The 15,814-nt window shown below is 70.9% G+C and carries 16 protein-coding genes; 8 read left to right on the forward strand and 8 right to left on the reverse strand.

The annotated features are described in order from the left end of the window. Window positions 1–40 precede the first annotated feature (40 nt). From ACIBF8_RS19935 to ACIBF8_RS19950, 4 genes are all read right to left on the reverse strand, one after another. Complete coding sequence (locus ACIBF8_RS19935) at window positions 41–1,351, reverse strand: alpha/beta fold hydrolase (protein ID WP_396784683.1); 1,311 nt, start codon at window positions 1,349–1,351, stop codon at window positions 41–43. Between the two features lie 114 nt (window positions 1,352–1,465). After that, complete coding sequence (locus tag ACIBF8_RS19940) at window positions 1,466–1,951, reverse strand: GNAT family N-acetyltransferase (protein WP_396784685.1); 486 nt, start codon at window positions 1,949–1,951, stop codon at window positions 1,466–1,468. An 89-nt stretch (window positions 1,952–2,040) separates the two neighbouring features. Then, entirely contained in the window at window positions 2,041–3,213 is a 1,173-nt protein-coding gene (locus ACIBF8_RS19945) for a zinc-dependent alcohol dehydrogenase (RefSeq protein WP_396784687.1), read from the reverse strand. 30 nt (window positions 3,214–3,243) lie between these two features. After that, complete coding sequence (locus tag ACIBF8_RS19950) at window positions 3,244–4,194, reverse strand: SRPBCC family protein (protein ID WP_396784688.1); 951 nt, start codon at window positions 4,192–4,194, stop codon at window positions 3,244–3,246. Between the two features lie 349 nt (window positions 4,195–4,543). Between ACIBF8_RS19950 and rox the strand changes: the two genes are divergently transcribed. From rox to ACIBF8_RS19970, 4 genes are all read left to right on the forward strand, one after another. After that, on the forward strand, window positions 4,544–5,968 hold the full coding sequence (gene rox / locus ACIBF8_RS19955) for a rifampin monooxygenase (protein WP_396784915.1): 1,425 nt from the start codon (window positions 4,544–4,546) through the stop codon (window positions 5,966–5,968). A 76-nt stretch (window positions 5,969–6,044) separates the two neighbouring features. Next, window positions 6,045–6,182 carry a hypothetical protein gene (locus ACIBF8_RS19960; RefSeq protein ID WP_396784690.1) on the forward strand — a complete coding sequence of 46 codons (138 nt, stop codon included), beginning with the start codon at window positions 6,045–6,047 and terminating at the stop codon, window positions 6,180–6,182. 70 nt (window positions 6,183–6,252) lie between these two features. After that, a complete protein-coding gene (locus ACIBF8_RS19965; protein WP_396784691.1) occupies window positions 6,253–6,972 on the forward strand; it encodes a carbonic anhydrase in 720 nt (239 codons plus the stop codon). A gap of 123 nt (window positions 6,973–7,095) precedes the next feature. Continuing rightward, on the forward strand, window positions 7,096–8,187 hold the full coding sequence (locus tag ACIBF8_RS19970) for a winged helix DNA-binding domain-containing protein (protein ID WP_396784693.1): 1,092 nt from the start codon (window positions 7,096–7,098) through the stop codon (window positions 8,185–8,187). 7 nt (window positions 8,188–8,194) lie between these two features. Here ACIBF8_RS19970 and ACIBF8_RS19975 read toward each other — a convergent pair whose 3' ends face one another. Together ACIBF8_RS19975 and ACIBF8_RS19980 are read right to left on the reverse strand one after the other, a co-directional pair. Next, window positions 8,195–8,266 (reverse strand): DUF5990 family protein, encoded by a 72-nt coding sequence (locus ACIBF8_RS19975; RefSeq protein ID WP_396784917.1) that lies wholly within the window; start codon window positions 8,264–8,266, stop codon window positions 8,195–8,197. A gap of 102 nt (window positions 8,267–8,368) precedes the next feature. Continuing rightward, on the reverse strand, window positions 8,369–8,914 hold the full coding sequence (locus tag ACIBF8_RS19980) for a GNAT family N-acetyltransferase (RefSeq protein ID WP_396784695.1): 546 nt from the start codon (window positions 8,912–8,914) through the stop codon (window positions 8,369–8,371). Window positions 8,915–9,185: 271 nt separating this feature from the next. On the opposite strand from ACIBF8_RS19980, the gene ACIBF8_RS19985 reads away from it, so the two are divergent. The 3 genes from ACIBF8_RS19985 (at window position 9,186) to bla (ending at window position 13,620) form a co-directional block, all read left to right on the forward strand. Beyond that, window positions 9,186–9,887, forward strand: coding sequence for a DUF4396 domain-containing protein (locus tag ACIBF8_RS19985; protein WP_396784697.1), 702 nt, complete (start codon window positions 9,186–9,188; stop codon window positions 9,885–9,887). 169 nt (window positions 9,888–10,056) lie between these two features. Next, complete coding sequence (gene rph / locus ACIBF8_RS19990) at window positions 10,057–12,669, forward strand: rifamycin-inactivating phosphotransferase (RefSeq protein WP_396784699.1); 2,613 nt, start codon at window positions 10,057–10,059, stop codon at window positions 12,667–12,669. Window positions 12,670–12,693: 24 nt separating this feature from the next. Next, window positions 12,694–13,620 (forward strand): class A beta-lactamase, encoded by a 927-nt coding sequence (gene bla / locus ACIBF8_RS19995; protein WP_396784700.1) that lies wholly within the window; start codon window positions 12,694–12,696, stop codon window positions 13,618–13,620. Between the two features lie 4 nt (window positions 13,621–13,624). Here the strand turns inward: bla and ACIBF8_RS20000 are convergent, their stop codons facing one another. Together ACIBF8_RS20000 and ACIBF8_RS20005 are read right to left on the reverse strand one after the other, a co-directional pair. Beyond that, window positions 13,625–14,191: a dihydrofolate reductase family protein gene (locus ACIBF8_RS20000; RefSeq protein WP_396784701.1), complete on the reverse strand. Its 567-nt coding sequence runs from the start codon at window positions 14,189–14,191 to the stop codon at window positions 13,625–13,627. A gap of 56 nt (window positions 14,192–14,247) precedes the next feature. Next, window positions 14,248–14,748 (reverse strand): pyridoxamine 5'-phosphate oxidase family protein, encoded by a 501-nt coding sequence (locus tag ACIBF8_RS20005; protein ID WP_396784702.1) that lies wholly within the window; start codon window positions 14,746–14,748, stop codon window positions 14,248–14,250. 84 nt (window positions 14,749–14,832) lie between these two features. Between ACIBF8_RS20005 and ACIBF8_RS20010 the strand changes: the two genes are divergently transcribed. Beyond that, window positions 14,833–15,498 carry a winged helix-turn-helix transcriptional regulator gene (locus ACIBF8_RS20010; protein ID WP_396784704.1) on the forward strand — a complete coding sequence of 222 codons (666 nt, stop codon included), beginning with the start codon at window positions 14,833–14,835 and terminating at the stop codon, window positions 15,496–15,498. The last annotated feature ends 316 nt before the right edge of the window (window positions 15,499–15,814 follow it).

A 15,814-nucleotide genomic window follows, 5' to 3' on the forward strand; every position in this document is an offset into this window, starting at 1 on the left:
ACCCCTCGACCCGGACTTCGCGCGATCGGAGGGCACGGCCTCACACCTCGCCGCGAACCAGGCGGATCAGCCGGTCGAGGACGCGACCCTCGCTTTCCCGCAGGCCGTCGTGCTCGTACTCGTTGGTGATCCAGGGGCGCAGACCGCGCACCGCTCGCGCGGTGGCCAACGAGTCGTCGGTGTCGACGTACATGTCGTCGTGGTAGATCGCGGCGGCGACCGGCACCTCGTTGCGGGCCAACTGCTCCAGGTCGTACAGGTCCGGCCAGTCCGTCCGCCGCGCCAGCAGCTCCGCCGTCTCGGCCAACGGGGCCAGTGCGGGGTCGGTGACGACCATCCACGGGTAGATCATCTCGCCGGTCAGCAGCACCGGCTGGTCCTCCGCCAACGCCCGGTCGACGTCGAACTGCGGGAACTCGGCCCGTACCCGCTCGGCCGCCCAATCCGTCGCGCGTGGCGTCACCGACCGCTGGCCGTAGATCGACTCGTGCAGCAGCGCGTAGAGCGGGCGGCCCGCGTACGACAGGTGGCCCTGGACCTCGGCGAGGAACGGGTCGGACAGCGGCTGGCCGGGCACCCCGGCCCGGAAGGCGTCTTCGAGCAGGTAGTGCAGAGCGTGCGACCCGGTACCGGTGCCCAGCATGATGCCGATCGCCTGGAACGCCTCGGCGGTCAGCAGCCCACCGCCGGGCAGGCGCACCTCCCGCTCCCGCAGGTGTCGCACGATCGCCCGGACGGTCTCGACGTCCTCCGGGTAACGCGCGTAGTGCGCCTCGACCTTGCGCCGCACCCTCGGGTAGGCAGCCCGGTAGACATCGTCGGCCGTGCTGCGCAGACCGGGCAGACCGCCGGTCACGAAGGCCTCACGGACGCCGTCCGGCGCGTACGACAGGTAGGTGAGGGTGCAGAAGCCGCCGTAGCTCTGGCCGAGCAGGCTCCACCGGCCGTCGACGCCGAGAAGGTCTCGGCGGATCAGTTCACAGTCCCGGACGATCGAGTCGGCTCGAAAGTGCGCCAGGTACCGGGCCTGGGCCGCCGCGTCGCCACGCAGCGGCAGCGTCTGCCGGTCGGCGGGGGTGGAGTGGCCGGTGCCCCGCTGGTCCAGCAGCAGCACCCGGTAGTCGTCCAGCGCCCGGTCCAGCCAGCTGTCCCGGCCCACCGGGCGGGGCGACCGGCCGCCGGGGCCACCCTGCAGGAACAGCAGCCACGGCAGCGACTCGCGCTCCTTACCGGCGGCCACGACCTCGCGGGCGTACACCTCGATCCGCTCTCCGGCCGGGTCGGCGTGGTCGAGCGGCACCGGGAAGCGGTGGTCGGTGATGACGGTGCCTGGGTGGCGGTATGCCTGCACGGGAGCCCCTTCCGGGAGGCGGTCCGGACGCCTCCGATTGCGGCCGCCACCGTACGCGACGCGGCCGCGTGGACTGCTGGACGGCCGCAGTCCATTGACGGCACGCCGTTCACGTCACTCGGGCTGCCAGCTGAGCCAGGTCTGGCCGTGCTGGAAACCCACCCGCTGATAGAGGGGCACCGCCCGTTCACTGGAGTGGACAGTCACATGTTCCAGGCCGAGCTCGCGCGCCTCGGCAAGCACCAGACTCAGCAAGGCCCCGCCGATCCCGCTGTCGCGCCGCTCCGGCACCACGTACACCGCCTGGACGTCCCCGGTCCGACGGTGCCGGTGCGTGGGGGCAGGCACCCGGTCAGCGACCATCAGCCAGGCCATTCCGACCACTTCGCCGTCGACCTCGGCGACGAACGGCCGGTGGGTCGACAGATGCTCGGTGACCCACGTGGTGAACAGCTGCACGAAGTCGTCGCGGTCATTGCCCGTGTAGCCGCCCTCCTCGGTCAGCCGCCGCCATCGAAGGCCCGCCAACACATCGGCATCAGCCGACGTGCCCGCGCGGACGTCTGCCCGAATCTGGCTTCGGTGAGTGCTGTTCGACATGACGCGAGGCTACCCACGCCTGGCTACGGCCTGGACCCCCCGCCCGCCCGTCGACCGGTGCACCGAGCAACGCGGCGCCACCGTCCCGCTCAGACCTTGAGCAGCACCTTCGTGCAGTCGTCCTGCTTCTTCTGGAAGAGCTTGTAGCCCTTCGGGGCGTCGCGCAGCGGCATGCGGTGGCTGACGATGAAGCTCGGGTCGATCTCCCCGCGCTGGATGCGCTCCAGCAGCGGTCGGGTGTAGCGCTGGACGTGGCACTGACCGGTCCGCATGACCAGCGACCGGTTCATGAACGCGCCCATCGGGAACTTGTCGACGAAGCCGCCGTACGCGCCGACGACCGAGACCACCCCGCCCGAACGGCAGGCGAGGATCGCCTGTCGCAGGGCGAACGGCCGTTCCGTCTCGACCCGCGCGACCTGCTTGGCCCGGTCGTACGCGTACATGGCGGCATTGCCGTGGTGGCTTTCCAGACCCACCGCGTCGATGCACGCGTCGGGACCTCGGCCGGCGGTCATCTCGTTGAGCGTGTCCAGCACGTCGGTTTCCTCGTAGTTGATCGTCTCGGCGTCGACGTGCTCCGCGGCCAGCCGCAGCCGGTACGGGAACCGGTCGATGACGATCACCCGTTCCGCACCGAGCAGCCGGGCGCTGGCCGCGGCGAGCAGCCCAACCGGCCCGGCGCCCCAGATCGCGATCACCTGCCCCGGCTTGATGTCGCACATCTCGGCGCCCATGTAGCCGGTGGGGAACACGTCGGCCAGCATGACCGCCTGGTCGTCGCTGATCTCGTCAGGCACCTTGACCGGGCCGACGTCGGCGAACGGCACGCGGGCGTACTCGGCCTGACCGCCGGCGTAGCCGCCGAGCAGGTGGGAGTAGCCGAAGATGCCGGCCGGCGAGTGCCCCATGATCTTCTCGGCGATACCGGCGTTGGGGTTGGAGTTCTCGCAGACCGAGTAGAGGCCGCGCTGGCAGGACGAGCAGTGCCCGCAGGCGATCGGGAAGGGCACCACCACGCGGTCGCCGGGTTGGAGGTTGCGGACCTGCGGGCCTACCTCCACCACCTCGCCCATGAACTCGTGGCCGAGGATGTCGCCCTTGCGCATCGCGGGGATGTAGCCGTGGTACAGGTGCAGGTCGGAGCCGCAGATCGCGGTGGTGCTGATCCGGACGATCGCGTCCCGGGCATTCATGATCTTCGGCTCGGGTACGTCGATCACCTTGACGCTGTCGGTGCCCATCCAGGCGGTGGCCTTCATTCTTGGTCCCCTTCGGAAAAGCTCACCCGGTCAGCGGCGCGACGCCGGCAGCGGCTGGGCGGGGCGCTGCATTGCCTGTTGGCGGACGGAGATGCCGTTGGGGCTGCCCTCCGAACGGACGACCTCGCCGGTCTCCAGCACCTGCTTGAACCGGCGCAGGTCGTCGCGGACCTGCTGCTCTGGTTCCTCGCCGAAGAGCTTCGCCACCACCCGGCCGAGCGCGCCGGCTGGCGGCGCGTAGCGCAGCTCCACCCGGACCTCGGTGCCCCGGTCGCCGGGCGCGGGCACGAACCGGACCCGGCCGGCGTTGGGCACCCCGGTCCCCGGCAGCGAACGCCAGGTGATCGACTTGTTCGGCTGGTCGTCGATGATCTCGGCGTCCCACTCGACCCGGTGCCCGGCCGGGCCGCGCGCGATCCAGTGCGAGCGGCGCAGGTCGTCGGCGCGTACGGACTCCAGGTGCGCCATGAACCGGGGCAGGTTCTCCACGTCCCGCCAGAACCGGTACGCCTCGGCGGGTGAGCGGTTCACCGTCACCGCGATCTCCATCCGGATCACCCGGTCGCGGGCCCGTCGGGCCCGCCCGACGCGTACGGCGGCGAGCACGTCGACGGCGGCGATGCCGGCGATGGCGATGGTGGTCAGCGCGACCCGGCGGCGTCGGTCACCGCTGCGGTCGGCGAGGGCTCGCCCGAGCAGGGTGAGATCCAGCGCGTCGCCGGCCACCCGGCTCCAGACCCAGCCGGCCGGGCGCCGGCCGCTGAGCAGGCCGGCGGCGCTGCCCAACTCGCGCAGGCCGATGGCGGGAAGCACGGAGCGGGCGGCCGGCGAGTCGTCCACCCCTGTCATCCGCGCGACGGGTCCGGGGGCGACCAGGGCGCCCACGCCCAGGGCCAGGCTCAGTAGGCCGAGCGCGCTCGGCAGCGTCGCCGGCACCGGCCCGTCCAGCTCCGGCAGGAGCACTGTGTCGACGCGACTCATGTCCGGTCCCTTCCGGTGGGCCGCCGGTCCGACGGCGGAGGCGGCGGTCACCGCCCCCGTGACGCTATGTCGTACGCGGAGCGCGTGCGCCCGGTTCGGGGCAGAATCTCCGGGTTGGTCGGGGCGGGTAAAGAACTGGACGGGGTCATGCCCGGCTTGTAGCTTGCAGCTGACCCGTGACACCGCCCGAGGAGGTGAGACCCATGAACGCTGTACCGATGTGGGTGCTCCCCCTCGCCGTCACGGTCGGGCGATTGACGTAGGTGTCGCCGGGAGTGCCTCGCCACCCAGGCACTCCCGAAAGGCAACACACATGCGCTCGACCACGTTCATCGACAACGCGTCCCCCATGTTCGACGTGATCATCGCCGGCTGCGGGCCGACCGGCGCGATGCTGGCCGCCGAGCTACGGCTGCACGACGTACGGGTACTCGTGCTGGAGAGGGACACCACGCCCGCGTCCTTCACCCGCATCGTCGGCCTGCACATTCGCAGCATCGAGCTGATGGCGATGCGCGGGCTGCTGGACCGTGTCGCCGAACACGGGCGGCGGCGTCCGGCCGGCGGCTTCTTCGCGGCCATCGACAAACCCGCGCCCGAGGGCCTGGATTCCGCGCACTCCTACCTGCTGGGCATCCCCCATCCGGTCATCGTCGGGCTGCTCGAAGAGCATGCGATCGACCTGGGCGCGCAGGCCCGGCGCGGTGCCGCGGTGACCGGTCTGCGGCAGGACGCCAACGGGGTGACCGTCGAGCTGGCCGACGGGGAACAACTGCGCTCGCGCTATCTCGTCGGCTGCGACGGCGGCCGCAGCGCGGTGCGCAAACTGCTCGGCGTCGGCTTTCCCGGCGAGCCCGCCCGGACCGAGACGCTGATGGGCGAGATGATGTTGGACGCGCCGCCGGAGGAGATCGGCGCCGCGATGGCGAGGACCCGGGAAACCCGTGGGAGATTCTGGCTCCGGCCCTTCGGCAATGGGGTCTACGGCGTCGTCGTCCCCGCCGCGGGTGTCAGCGATCGCGCGGAACCGCCCACCCTCGCGGACTTCCACGACCAGTTGCGCGCCATCGCCGGGACCGATTTCGGCGCGCACTCCCCCCGCTGGTTGTCCCGCTTCGGGGATGCCACCCGGCTGGCCGAACGCTATCGGGTCGGGCGGGTGCTGCTGGCCGGCGACGCGGCGCACATCCATCCGCCCCTCGGCGGACAGGGCCTCAATCTGGGCGTTCAGGACGCGTTCAACCTCGGCTGGAAACTCGCCGCACAGATCCGGGGCTGGGCACCCGAGACACTGCTGGACACCTACCAGGCCGAACGTCGACCGGTCGCCGCGGACGTGCTGGACAACACCCGCGCCCAGACGGAGCTGTCGTCCACCGGGTCAGGCCCGCAGGCCGTGCGCAGGCTGCTCATCGAACTGATGGACTTCGACGAGGTCAACCGTCATCTGATCGAGAAGATCACCGGAATCGGCATCCGCTACGACTTCGGCGCGGGCCCCGACCTGCTCGGTCGCCGGCTGCGCGACATCGCCGTGCGGCAGGGCCACCTCTACGGTCTGCTGCACCGTGGTCGCGGCCTGCTGCTGGACCGGACCGAACGGCTGACCGTCGGCGGGTGGGCGGACCGGGTCGACTACCTCGGGGATCCCACCGCGGAGCTGGACGTTCCGGGCGTGCTGCTCCGCCCCGACGGCCACGTCGCCTGGATCGGCGACGATCAGCGGGACCTCGACGCCCACCTGTCGCGCTGGTTCGGCGAGCCCGCCAGCTAGCCAACGGTCGGCATCAAGGTGTCCGCGCAGGTCACGGACGCGTTGGCGCGCGGTGAGGTGAACGGGCTGGTGACCGATGAGGGACATCGCGGGCACGGTGGCGTGCATCGACGGGAACACCTTCATGGTGTCCGACGAGGACTACGCCGTGGCGGTGATCGACGAGGTGGAGCAGCCGCAGCACCGGCAGCGGCGCTTCGCCGTCGCCTACTGACCACCTCCCGTCAACCACCCATGTGGACGGCGGGCTGGTAGGAAGAGGCGAGTTGCCTCACCTCAGGGAGATGATCGTGGTTCGTTCCCACCTGTCCCGCCGTTCACTGCTGACCGCCGGTGGCGCCGCCGCCGTGGCGCTCGGCGCGACCGCAGTCGCCCCGTCCGCCGCCACCGCCGCCAAGCCCGCCGACGACCCGATCGGTACGCCGGCGGAGGCACTGCGGCAGCTGCTGGACGGTAACCGGCGGTTCACCTCCGGCCACGGCCGGCACCCGCACCAGGGCCTGACCGACCTGCACCGGCTCGCCGCCGGCCAGCACCCGTTCGCCATCACCGTCGGCTGCGCGGACTCCCGGGTGGCCCCCGAGGTGCTCTTCGACCAGGGCCTGGGTGACCTGTTCGACAACCGGGTGGCCGGCAACATCGTCGACGACCTCCTGCTCGGCAGCGTCGAGTTCGCCGTGGAGGAGTTCGGCAGCCTGCTGATCGTCGTCCTCGGGCACGAGCGCTGCGGCGCGATCACCGCCACCATCGACGCCATCCACACCGGCGGCGCCGCCCCAGGACACATCGGCACCATCGTGGACGCCCTGCGCCCGGTCGTCGAGCCGGTGCTGGACCGGCCCGGCGACCCGGTGGAGAACGCGGTCCGCGCCAACATCGTCACGCAGGTGCGGGCGCTCTCGGCACGCAGCACGATCATCGCCGAGAAGGTGCACGAGGGCACGCTGCGCGTGGTGGGCGCCCGCTACGACCTGGACAACGGCCGGGTCTCGCTGGTGGCCTGACGGCCGAGCGGCGCTGGTCGGTCATCCACATGACGCCGACCAGCGCGGCCGGTCGCGTCCGGGCAGACGGGTACGCTGCGCGCCTGGACCCACCGGCGACGCCGGCGCGACTAGGGTTCAGACATGGTCGATCGGCACCAGGTGATGAGCTTCCGGGTCCAGGCCCAGCAGCTCGACCGGGACGAGGGCACGCTCGCCGACACCGCTGTCCTGGACATCGGCGTGCAGAACACCGGTCCGGACGGCGCCCGGTGGGCGCTGGCGGTACGCGGGGTCGACGTGACGACGTTGTCCGACACGGACGTGGTCCTGCTGTGGACCGTGCGCGGCGCCCCCCACCTCTACCGCCGGGCCGACGTGGGAAAGGTGGTGGCCGCGCTCGAGCCCTTCTCCGATGCCGACGCGGGCAAGCGCATCTACGACGCGTCCAAGCCGTTGAAGGCCGCTGGCATCGGCAACCTCGCCGCCCTCGACGAGGTCGCCGCCGGCCTGCGGGCCATCGTCAGCACGCCAACCGTCAAGGGAGACGCCTCCGGTCGCCTCGCGACGGTGCTGCCCGAGCCGTATCTGCGGTTCTGCCGGCCGTGCGACGCCACGCACCTCTACGAGATGCCGTTCCGACTCGCCGCCACGCGGGCCGGCCTGGAGTTGCAGCTCGACACCTCACCTCCGGTCTTGCAACGCATCACCGGGTTCCGAAAGGCGGCGACCCCGGGCGACCGATTCGACCTCATCCGCGCGTACCTTCGCCTGCTCGGCCCGGCCACCCCGAAACAGGTGGCCGACTATCTCGATGCTCCGGTGAAGGACGTGAAGGCGCACTGGCCCGCGGACGTGGTCGACGTGACGGTGGGTCGGGAGGTGCGCTCACTGCTGGCCGCCGACGAGGAGGCGCTGGAGTCGGCCGACGGCAGGGGCACCCGCCTGCTCGGCCCGTTCGACCTGTTTCTGCAGGCCAAGGACCGGGCAACGCTGGTGCCGGACGCCCCTCGCGCCAAGGAGTTGTGGCCGGTGCTGGGTCGCCCCGGCGCGGTCCTGGTCGACGGCGAGCTGGTCGGCACCTGGCGCCCTCGCAAGTCCGGCAAGACGTTCACGGTCGCCGTCCAGCCCTGGCAGAAGCTGTCGGACGCCACCCGTAAGGCCATCACCGCGCAGGCCGAACACCTCGCCGCGCACCGCTCCGCCTCGCTCGCCGGAGTCGACTTCGGCAGCTGAAAGACGCTCACTCCACCGTCCAGGCGATGGCGGGCGGGCGCACCCGGGCGCAGATCGGCCCACCGGCAGCGTCGGTCAACCCGACCCGCCGACCAGCGTCCCGTTGCCCTGGTGGGCGGCGCGCAGCAGCTCGGTCGGGACGTTGGTGACATCAGTCCGGTTCTTCTGGCCGCGAAGGTCTTTACAGGTCCATCGCGTAGACCCGGACCTGGCGACCGGTGTCCGGCTGCACGGTCTCCCGCTCCAGTGACATGCCCAGCTTGACCATCACCCGCGCGGACGCCTCGTTGCCGACGACGTGGATGCTGACCAGCCGCCGCAGGCCGAGCTCGGTACGAGTGTGGGCGACGACGGCCTGGGCCGCCTCGGTGGCCAGGCCCCGGCCCCAGTACACGCGGCCGAGCCGCCAGCCGATCTCCACGGCCGGCATGATCTCGGGCAGGAAGGTCGGCACCGCCAGTCCGGTGAAACCGGCCAGCTCACCGGTCTCCTTGACCTCCACCGCGTACAGGCCGAAGCCGTGCTCATCCCAGTGTCGCTGATAGGTGGCCAGCCGCTGCGCGGTCGCGGCCCGGTCCAGCGTTCGGCCGTCATGGATGTAGCGCATCACCTCGGGCTGCGCGTTGACCGTGGCCAACCCGTCCAGATCATCGCTGCGCCAGCGGCGCAACAGCAGCCGCGGAGTCTCCAGGGACGTGGCATCAAGGGAGCGTGTCAGGTCAGGCACGCCCCTTCGTAGCATTCCGACGCCCACGGGGCGAGGAGTTATCCGGCGATCCTCTCCGCCCAGGTGATTACCTACAGCGAGGGGCTTCCGCTTCCCGAGGGGGAGTCGTCACTTCCGCACCGTGGGCCAGCGGCCCGGCGGGAACACCCGATCGTCCGGCCGCCACGGGTACGGCATGACAGACTGCGAGGTGCCCTCGGCCGCCGACACCGGCCAGCGAATTCCCCTTCACGTTCGGTTCCGGGAGGCCCGGCGCGCGGAAGGGGCGGGAATGCAACCAACCTGGCTCGTGGCGCTCTCGTGGGCTTCGCTCGCCGTCGGCGTCGCCAGCTTCGCGATCGTCCTGGCCGACACCTATCTCCGCGGACACCGTCAGCCGGTCCGGGTCATGGAGATCGTCTGGCTGGTGACCGTCCTCTACATCGGTTTGGCCGCCGTCCGCCTCTACTGGAACTGGGGTAGACCCGAGGCATTCGCTCGACAGCGGCAGGAGGGTCGACCGCGAAGGCCGCACCGGGGCATCGTCGTCACCCACGTGTCCCGCTGCGGCGCCCACTGCGCTCTCGGCTTCGTTGTCGCCGAGATCGCCCTGTACGCCGTGCGGTTCGACCCGGCTGCGGACCCGATATGGGTCGGCTACGCCGGCGATTACCTGATGGCGGTGACGATAGCTGTTCTCTTTCGGTACTTCGCCGGGCCTGGTCGCCGCCTCACGAAGATCTGGCACGCACTGTCGACCGTCGTCAAGGTTGAACTGCTGACCATCACGGCGTTCGAGGTGGCGCTGTTCGCGTGGCTGACGCTCGCGCATCGCGTGGTCTTTCCGGAGCCGCCTTTGCGGCCCGACAGCCCGACGTTCTGGTTCGTCGGCCAGATCGGACTGATAGCCGGCTTCATCGCGGCCTGGCCGACCGCCTCCTGGCAGATCGGCCGAGGGTTGAGCATCGAGCCACGCCGACTTTCCTTCGACTGAACGGCACGATCGGCTGCGCAAAAAGCAAACGGCAAGGAGATCACTCTCCCTGCCACTTCTAACGTATATCGCACCTGGGGGCTTGCCGCAAGACCCCGGTCATGGCGCAGAATCGGCGGCCGGACCTGCACAGACGAGGTAACGGGGGCACGGCGTGGGTGTGTTGTCGATGGACGAGGGCCGCGAGCCGGCACCGCTGGTGGATCTTCGGGAGGTCGACGAGACGCAGGTGTCGGTGGTCGGTGGCAAGGCGGCGCACCTGGGCGCGCTGTCCCGGATCGACGGCATCCGGGTGCCGGCCGGGTTCTGCGTGACGACGGCCGCCTTCCGGCGGGTGATGGCGCAGGCACCGTCGATCGACGAGCGGCTCGATCGACTGTCGCGCCTGAACCCGGATGACCGGGAGGCGATCGGCACGCTCAGCGCGCAGATTCGCCGAAGCATCGAGGAGACGCCCATCCCGGACGACCTGGCCGCAGCGATCACCCGGGCGCTTGGCCGGTTCGGCGAGCAGGCCGCCTACGCCGTACGGTCCAGCGCCACGGCGGAGGACACGCCCACCGCGTCCTTCGCGGGCCAGCAGGACACGTACCTGAACGTGGTGGGACCGGAGGCGATCCTGCGGCACGTCAGCCGGTGCTGGGCGTCGCTGTTCACCGAACGGGCCGTCAGCTACCGCCTGCGCAACGGCGTCGACCACCGCACGGTCCAGATGGCTGTCGTCGTACAGGAAATGGTTTTTCCGGACGCGGCCGGCGTCCTGTTCACGGCCGACCCGGTCACCGGCAACCGGAAGGTCGCGACCGTGGACGCCAGCTTCGGCCTCGGCGAGGCCCTGGTGTCCGGCCTGGTGAACCCGGACGTCTTCACGGTGCGCGACGGGGAGGTCGTCGCCAGGGCGGTCGCCGCCAAACAGCGTGCCGTCACCGCCCTGCCGGGTGGCGGGACGCGGGAGGTGGCGATCGAAGCGCACCGGCAGGAGCAGCCGGCGCTGACGCAGGCGCAGGTCGTGCGGCTGGTGCGGCTCGGGCGGCGGATCGAGGCGCACTTCGGCCGCCCGCAGGACATCGAGTGGTGCCTGGTGGACGACGACTTCCAGATCGTGCAGAGCCGGCCGATCACCACGCTCTTCCCCATCCCCGCCGCCGATGACCAGGAGAACCACGTCTACCTGTCGGTCGGTCACCAGCAGATGATGACCGACGCCATGCGGCCGCTGGGGCTCTCCATGTGGCAACTGACGGCCATCGCCCCGATGCTGGAGGCCGGCGGGAGATTGTTCGTCGACGCCACCCGGCTGCTGGCCTCCCCCGCGAACCGCGCCGGCTTCCTGAAGATGGCGGGGCGGGACGATCCGCTGATGAAGGACGCGCTGCAGACCCTTCTCGACCGCCACGATTTCATTCCGACGCTCCCGGACGGCGGTGGTCCCGGCCGGCCGACGACCGGCGGCGCGTCCGCGCCGATCGAGACCGATCCGGCCGTGGTGACCGAGTTGATCGCGCGCAGCGAGGCGTCCATCGCCGCCCTGCGGCGCGACATCGCGACGGTGACCGGCCCGGCCCTGTTCGACTTCCTGCTGGAGGCGTTCCAAGAGCACAAGCGGGTCCTCGGTGATCCGCTGAACATGCAGGCGATCATGGCCGGGATAGAGGCCACCTGGTGGCTCAACGAGCGGCTGCACGAGTGGCTGGGCGAGAAGAACGCCGCGGACACCCTCACCCTGTCCGCCCCCGGCAACATCACCTCGGAGATGGGGCTGGCGCTGCTCGACGTCGCCGACGTGATCCGTCCGCACCCGGAGGTGGTGGCGTTCCTGCAGGGCGTCACGGACGACGGCATCCTCGACGAGCTGCCGAAGGTCGCGGGCGGGGCCGAGGCGCGGGCCGCGCTCGAGGCGTACCTCGACCGGTACGGCATGCGCTGCGTCGGCGAGATCGACATCACCAGGCCGCGGTGGAGCGAACGCCCCAGCACGCTCGTGCCCGTACTCCTCGACAACGTCAAGCTCTTCGAGCCGGGCGCGGCCCGGCGGCGCTTCGAGCAGGGCCGGCAGCAGGCCCAGCAGAAGGCACAGGAGGTGCTGGAACGCCTGCGGGCGCTGCCGCAAGGGGAGCAGAAGGCCGACGAAACCGCGCGGATGATCGACCGGGTGCGGACGTTCATCGGCTATCGGGAGTACCCGAAGTACGACATCATCAGCCGCTACTTCATCTACAAGCGAGCCCTGCTGGACGAGGCCGAACGCCTGGTGCGCGCCGGCGTGCTCACCGAGATCGACGACGTCTACCACCTCACCTTCCAGGAGTTCCACGAGGTGGTGCGCTCGCGGCAGGTGGACGACGAGCTGATCCGGCAGCGCCGGGACGCGTTCCGGTCGTACCAGGCGCTCACGCCGCCCCGCGTGCTGACCTCGGACGGCGAGGTGATCACCGGGGCGTACCGTCGTGACGACGTGCCGGCCGGCGCGCTGGTCGGTCTGCCGGTGTCCGCCGGCACGGTGGAGGGACGCGCCCGGGTCATCCTGGACATGGCGCAGGCCGATCTCGACGCGGGCGACATCCTCGTCACCGCCCACACGGACCCCAGTTGGACGCCCCTGTTCGTCGGCATCGCCGGCCTGGTCACCGAGGTCGGCGGGTTGATGACGCACGGCGCGGTGATCGCTCGGGAGTACGGCCTGCCGGCCGTGGTCAGCGTGCTCGACGCCACCCGGTTGATAAAGGATGGGCAACGGATCCGCGTGCACGGCAGTGACGGGTACGTCGAGATCCTGCCCTGACCGACGGCACAGGAGGAACGACACGTGGTGGTCTCTGTCCGACGTCTGGCGAGCGTGGTGGTTGCGGCGTCGACCCTGATCTGGTCGACGGGGTGCAGCACCGGCGACGCCACCGAGGCACGCCCGACACCGAGCCCGCAGGTGTCGCTCCCCCCGTCGCCGTCGCCATCACCGGCCGCCGATCAGGAGTTCCGGCAGTTGGAGCAGCAGTTCGGGGCGCGGTTGGGGATCTTCGCCGTGGACACGGGCAGCGGCCGCACTGTCGAATACCGCGCCGACGACCGGTTCGCGTACGCCTCGACGTGGAAGGCGTTCGCCGCCGCCGAGGTGCTGGACGGGACCACCGACGCCCAGCTCGATCGGATCGTGCGGTACTCGGCGCAGGAGCTGGTGGCCCGCTCCCCTGTCACCGAGAAGCACGTCGGCGAGGGCATGAGCTTGCGTGCCCTCGCCGACGCCGCCGTGCGCTACAGCGACAACACGGCCGGCAACCTGCTGCTGCGTCATCTCGGCGGGCCGGCCGGGTTCGAGTCGAGGCTGCGCGCGCTCGGCGACACGGCCACCGACCCCGCCCGCTACGAGACGGCGCTGAACGAGGCGACGCCGGGCGACAGGCGGGACACCAGCACCGCGCGGGCCCTGGCCGGCGACCTCCGGGCGTACACCGTGGGGGAAGCCTTGACGCCCGCGGACCGTGACGTGCTGCGCGGTTGGCTGCGGGGCAACACCACCGGCGCGGCGCTGGTCCGCGCCGGGGTGCCGGCCGGCTGGGTGGTCGGGGACAAGACCGGGACCGGAGGGTACGGCACCCGCAACGACATCGCGGTGATCTGGCCGCCCGATCGGGCCCCCATCGTGCTCGCGGTGCTGTCCACCCGGGACACGAAGGACGCCACCCCGGACGACGCCCTCATCGCCGAGGCCACCCGGGTGGTCGTCGCCCAGCTCTGACGCCCTAGGCGGGGCGGTACTTCAGCAGGACGACCCCGGAGGCGAAGGGTTCGGCGGACACCAGTTCCAGTCGTGCCGGCGGTCGGTCACCGCCGAACAGCGCCTTGCCCTGGCGCAGGAACACGGGATGCACCAGGAGGTGCAGCTCGTCGATGAGCCGAAGGTCGGCCAGGGACCGGATCAGGGTGAGGCTGCCGTAGACGACGATGTCGCCGCCGGGCTCACCTTTGAGCTGGGTGATCTCTTCGGGGTCGAGGTGGGTGAGCCTGCGGCTGTCACCCCAGGTCGCGGTGTTCCCCGAGGCGGAGACGACGATCTTCTCCAGCGCATCGAGCCGCTGGGCATACCCTCGTACCTCGTCCGGCTGGTCGGGGTCCTGGGCGACCAGCGGCCAGTGGCCGGCGAAGTCGGCGTGCGTGACCCGGCCCAGCATCAGGCTGCCGGCGTTGTCCACCAGGTCCCGCTCGTACTTCTGCAGGTGGTCGTCGATCAGCAGCCAGTCCATCTCGTCGTCGGGGCCGGCGACGAATCCGTCCAGGGTGGTCCACATCGACACGACAATCTTGCGCAACGTCGTCCTCCGTCATGGTGCGGTGAGCCCGGGGATCCGGGCCCTCGGCGTGCTGGTTACTGGCCGCCCCCGAGCGCGGCTCGGACCGGTTCCGGTGTCCGGCCGGGGAACCGGTCCTGGAAGTCGACGACTCCGACCCAGGTGGGGCGCAGGCCGATCCGGACCATCCGCAGGCCCGGTGTGTCGATCGCGGCGAGGTAGGCGTTGCCCATGTCGTCACCCATCCCCGCGCGCTGAATCGTGGCGTACTCCGGTAGGACGCCCTCCACCTCGGCGAGGGTGACCTTCCCGCGCAGCATGAGCACCTCCGGAAGCCCGTCCGCGGTGTCGATGCAAACCGCCACGTCCGGCCGGGCGCTCAGGTCACGGATCTTGTAGGTGCCGGCGAACGCGCCGACGACCAGCTCGTCGCCGGTCCAGAGGAAGTTCACCGGGATCAGCCGCGGCGTCCCGTCCCGGCTGGTGTACGCGAGGCGCGCCACCGGGCAGGTGGCGAGCAGCCGCTGCGCCAACGGGGTGTCCAGCAGCTTCACGTCACCTTGCGGTGGCAGGTTCATGGGACCCACGCTAGGGGTTCAACTCCTACAGAACAAGTGATACTCCTAAATTAGGATCCGGGTAGTGTGGATGCCATGAGCGGCATGCGTAGTTACGGAGACCCGTGCGGTGTCGCGCGTGGACTGGACATCATCGGTGAGCGGTGGGCGCTGCTGGTGGTACGCGACCTGCTGCTCGGCCCCCGGCGCTTCAACGACCTGCTCGGCGGCCTGCCCGGGGTCAGCCCCAACGTGCTGAGCCAGCGGTTGCGCCAGTTGACCGAACACGGCGTGGTGCGGCGGCGGGACCTGGGCCCGCCGACGCGGGTGCACCTGTACGAGCTCACCGACTGGGGCCGCGCCCTGGAGCCGATCCTGCTGCAGTTCGGGCGCTGGGGAAGCCAGTCCCCCCAACTGCCCGACGGCAGTCTCGGCATCGACTCCCTGCTGCTCAGCATCAAGGCGGCCTTCGATCCGGCGCGCACCCCCGACCTCGCCGGCAGCTACGAGTTCCACATCGACGCGGACACGTACCTAGCCGAGGTCGCCGACGGCGCGGTGCAGCTTCGGCGCGGCAGGGCGTCCGAGGCCGATGCGGCGCTCACCACTGACATCGACACCCTTCGGGCCGTCTGCGGCCACGAGATCACGATGGCGGCGGCGGTGGAATCGGGCGCGGTGCGGTTGCGTGGCGACGAGGACGCCCAGCGGCGGCTCACCGAGCTGCTCCTGGCCCCGTTCACCCCCGCACCCCAACCAGCCGCACCCTGACGTCCACCCACCCTGGCCGGTCGATCATGGAGTTGTGGTGGGACGCGAAAGCCGCGGCCTACCCCCAAACCGGCACCACAACTCCATGATCACGGTCAGGATCAGGCGCGCTCGGGGCTGATCAGCGTGAGCAGATCGGTGATGGTCACGTCCGGCGCCAGGGTGCCGATCTGGGCGGCGCGGCGGACCAGTGGTTCGCCTGCCTCGGTGAGCTGGGCCGTGGCGCAGTGCTCGTGCGCCTCGGTGGGGTTGGCCGTGCAGTCGCGCGTCAGTCCCGCACGGCCAAGGATCGGCTCCGCGCCACCGGCGCTCGGTC

The sequence above is a fragment of the Micromonospora sp. NPDC050276 genome, from assembly GCF_044459545.1.
Classification (GTDB): Bacteria; Actinomycetota; Actinomycetes; order Mycobacteriales; family Micromonosporaceae; genus Micromonospora.

Coding starts and splice junctions, on each gene's coding strand:
- ACIBF8_RS19985 (WP_396784697.1), top strand. CDS start 9,186: ATGCAACCAACCTGGCTCGTGGCGCTCTCGTGGGCTTCGCTCGCCGTC.
- rph (WP_396784699.1), top strand. CDS start 10,057: ATGGACGAGGGCCGCGAGCCGGCACCGCTGGTGGATCTTCGGGAGGTC.
- ACIBF8_RS19940 (WP_396784685.1), bottom strand. CDS start 1,951: ATGTCGAACAGCACTCACCGAAGCCAGATTCGGGCAGACGTCCGCGCG.
- ACIBF8_RS20005 (WP_396784702.1), bottom strand. CDS start 14,748: ATGAACCTGCCACCGCAAGGTGACGTGAAGCTGCTGGACACCCCGTTG.
- ACIBF8_RS19945 (WP_396784687.1), bottom strand. CDS start 3,213: ATGAAGGCCACCGCCTGGATGGGCACCGACAGCGTCAAGGTGATCGAC.
- ACIBF8_RS20010 (WP_396784704.1), top strand. CDS start 14,833: ATGCGTAGTTACGGAGACCCGTGCGGTGTCGCGCGTGGACTGGACATC.
- ACIBF8_RS19960 (WP_396784690.1), top strand. CDS start 6,045: ATGAGGGACATCGCGGGCACGGTGGCGTGCATCGACGGGAACACCTTC.
- ACIBF8_RS19950 (WP_396784688.1), bottom strand. CDS start 4,194: ATGAGTCGCGTCGACACAGTGCTCCTGCCGGAGCTGGACGGGCCGGTG.
- ACIBF8_RS19965 (WP_396784691.1), top strand. CDS start 6,253: ATGATCGTGGTTCGTTCCCACCTGTCCCGCCGTTCACTGCTGACCGCC.
- rox (WP_396784915.1), top strand. CDS start 4,544: ATGTTCGACGTGATCATCGCCGGCTGCGGGCCGACCGGCGCGATGCTG.
- ACIBF8_RS19970 (WP_396784693.1), top strand. CDS start 7,096: ATGGTCGATCGGCACCAGGTGATGAGCTTCCGGGTCCAGGCCCAGCAG.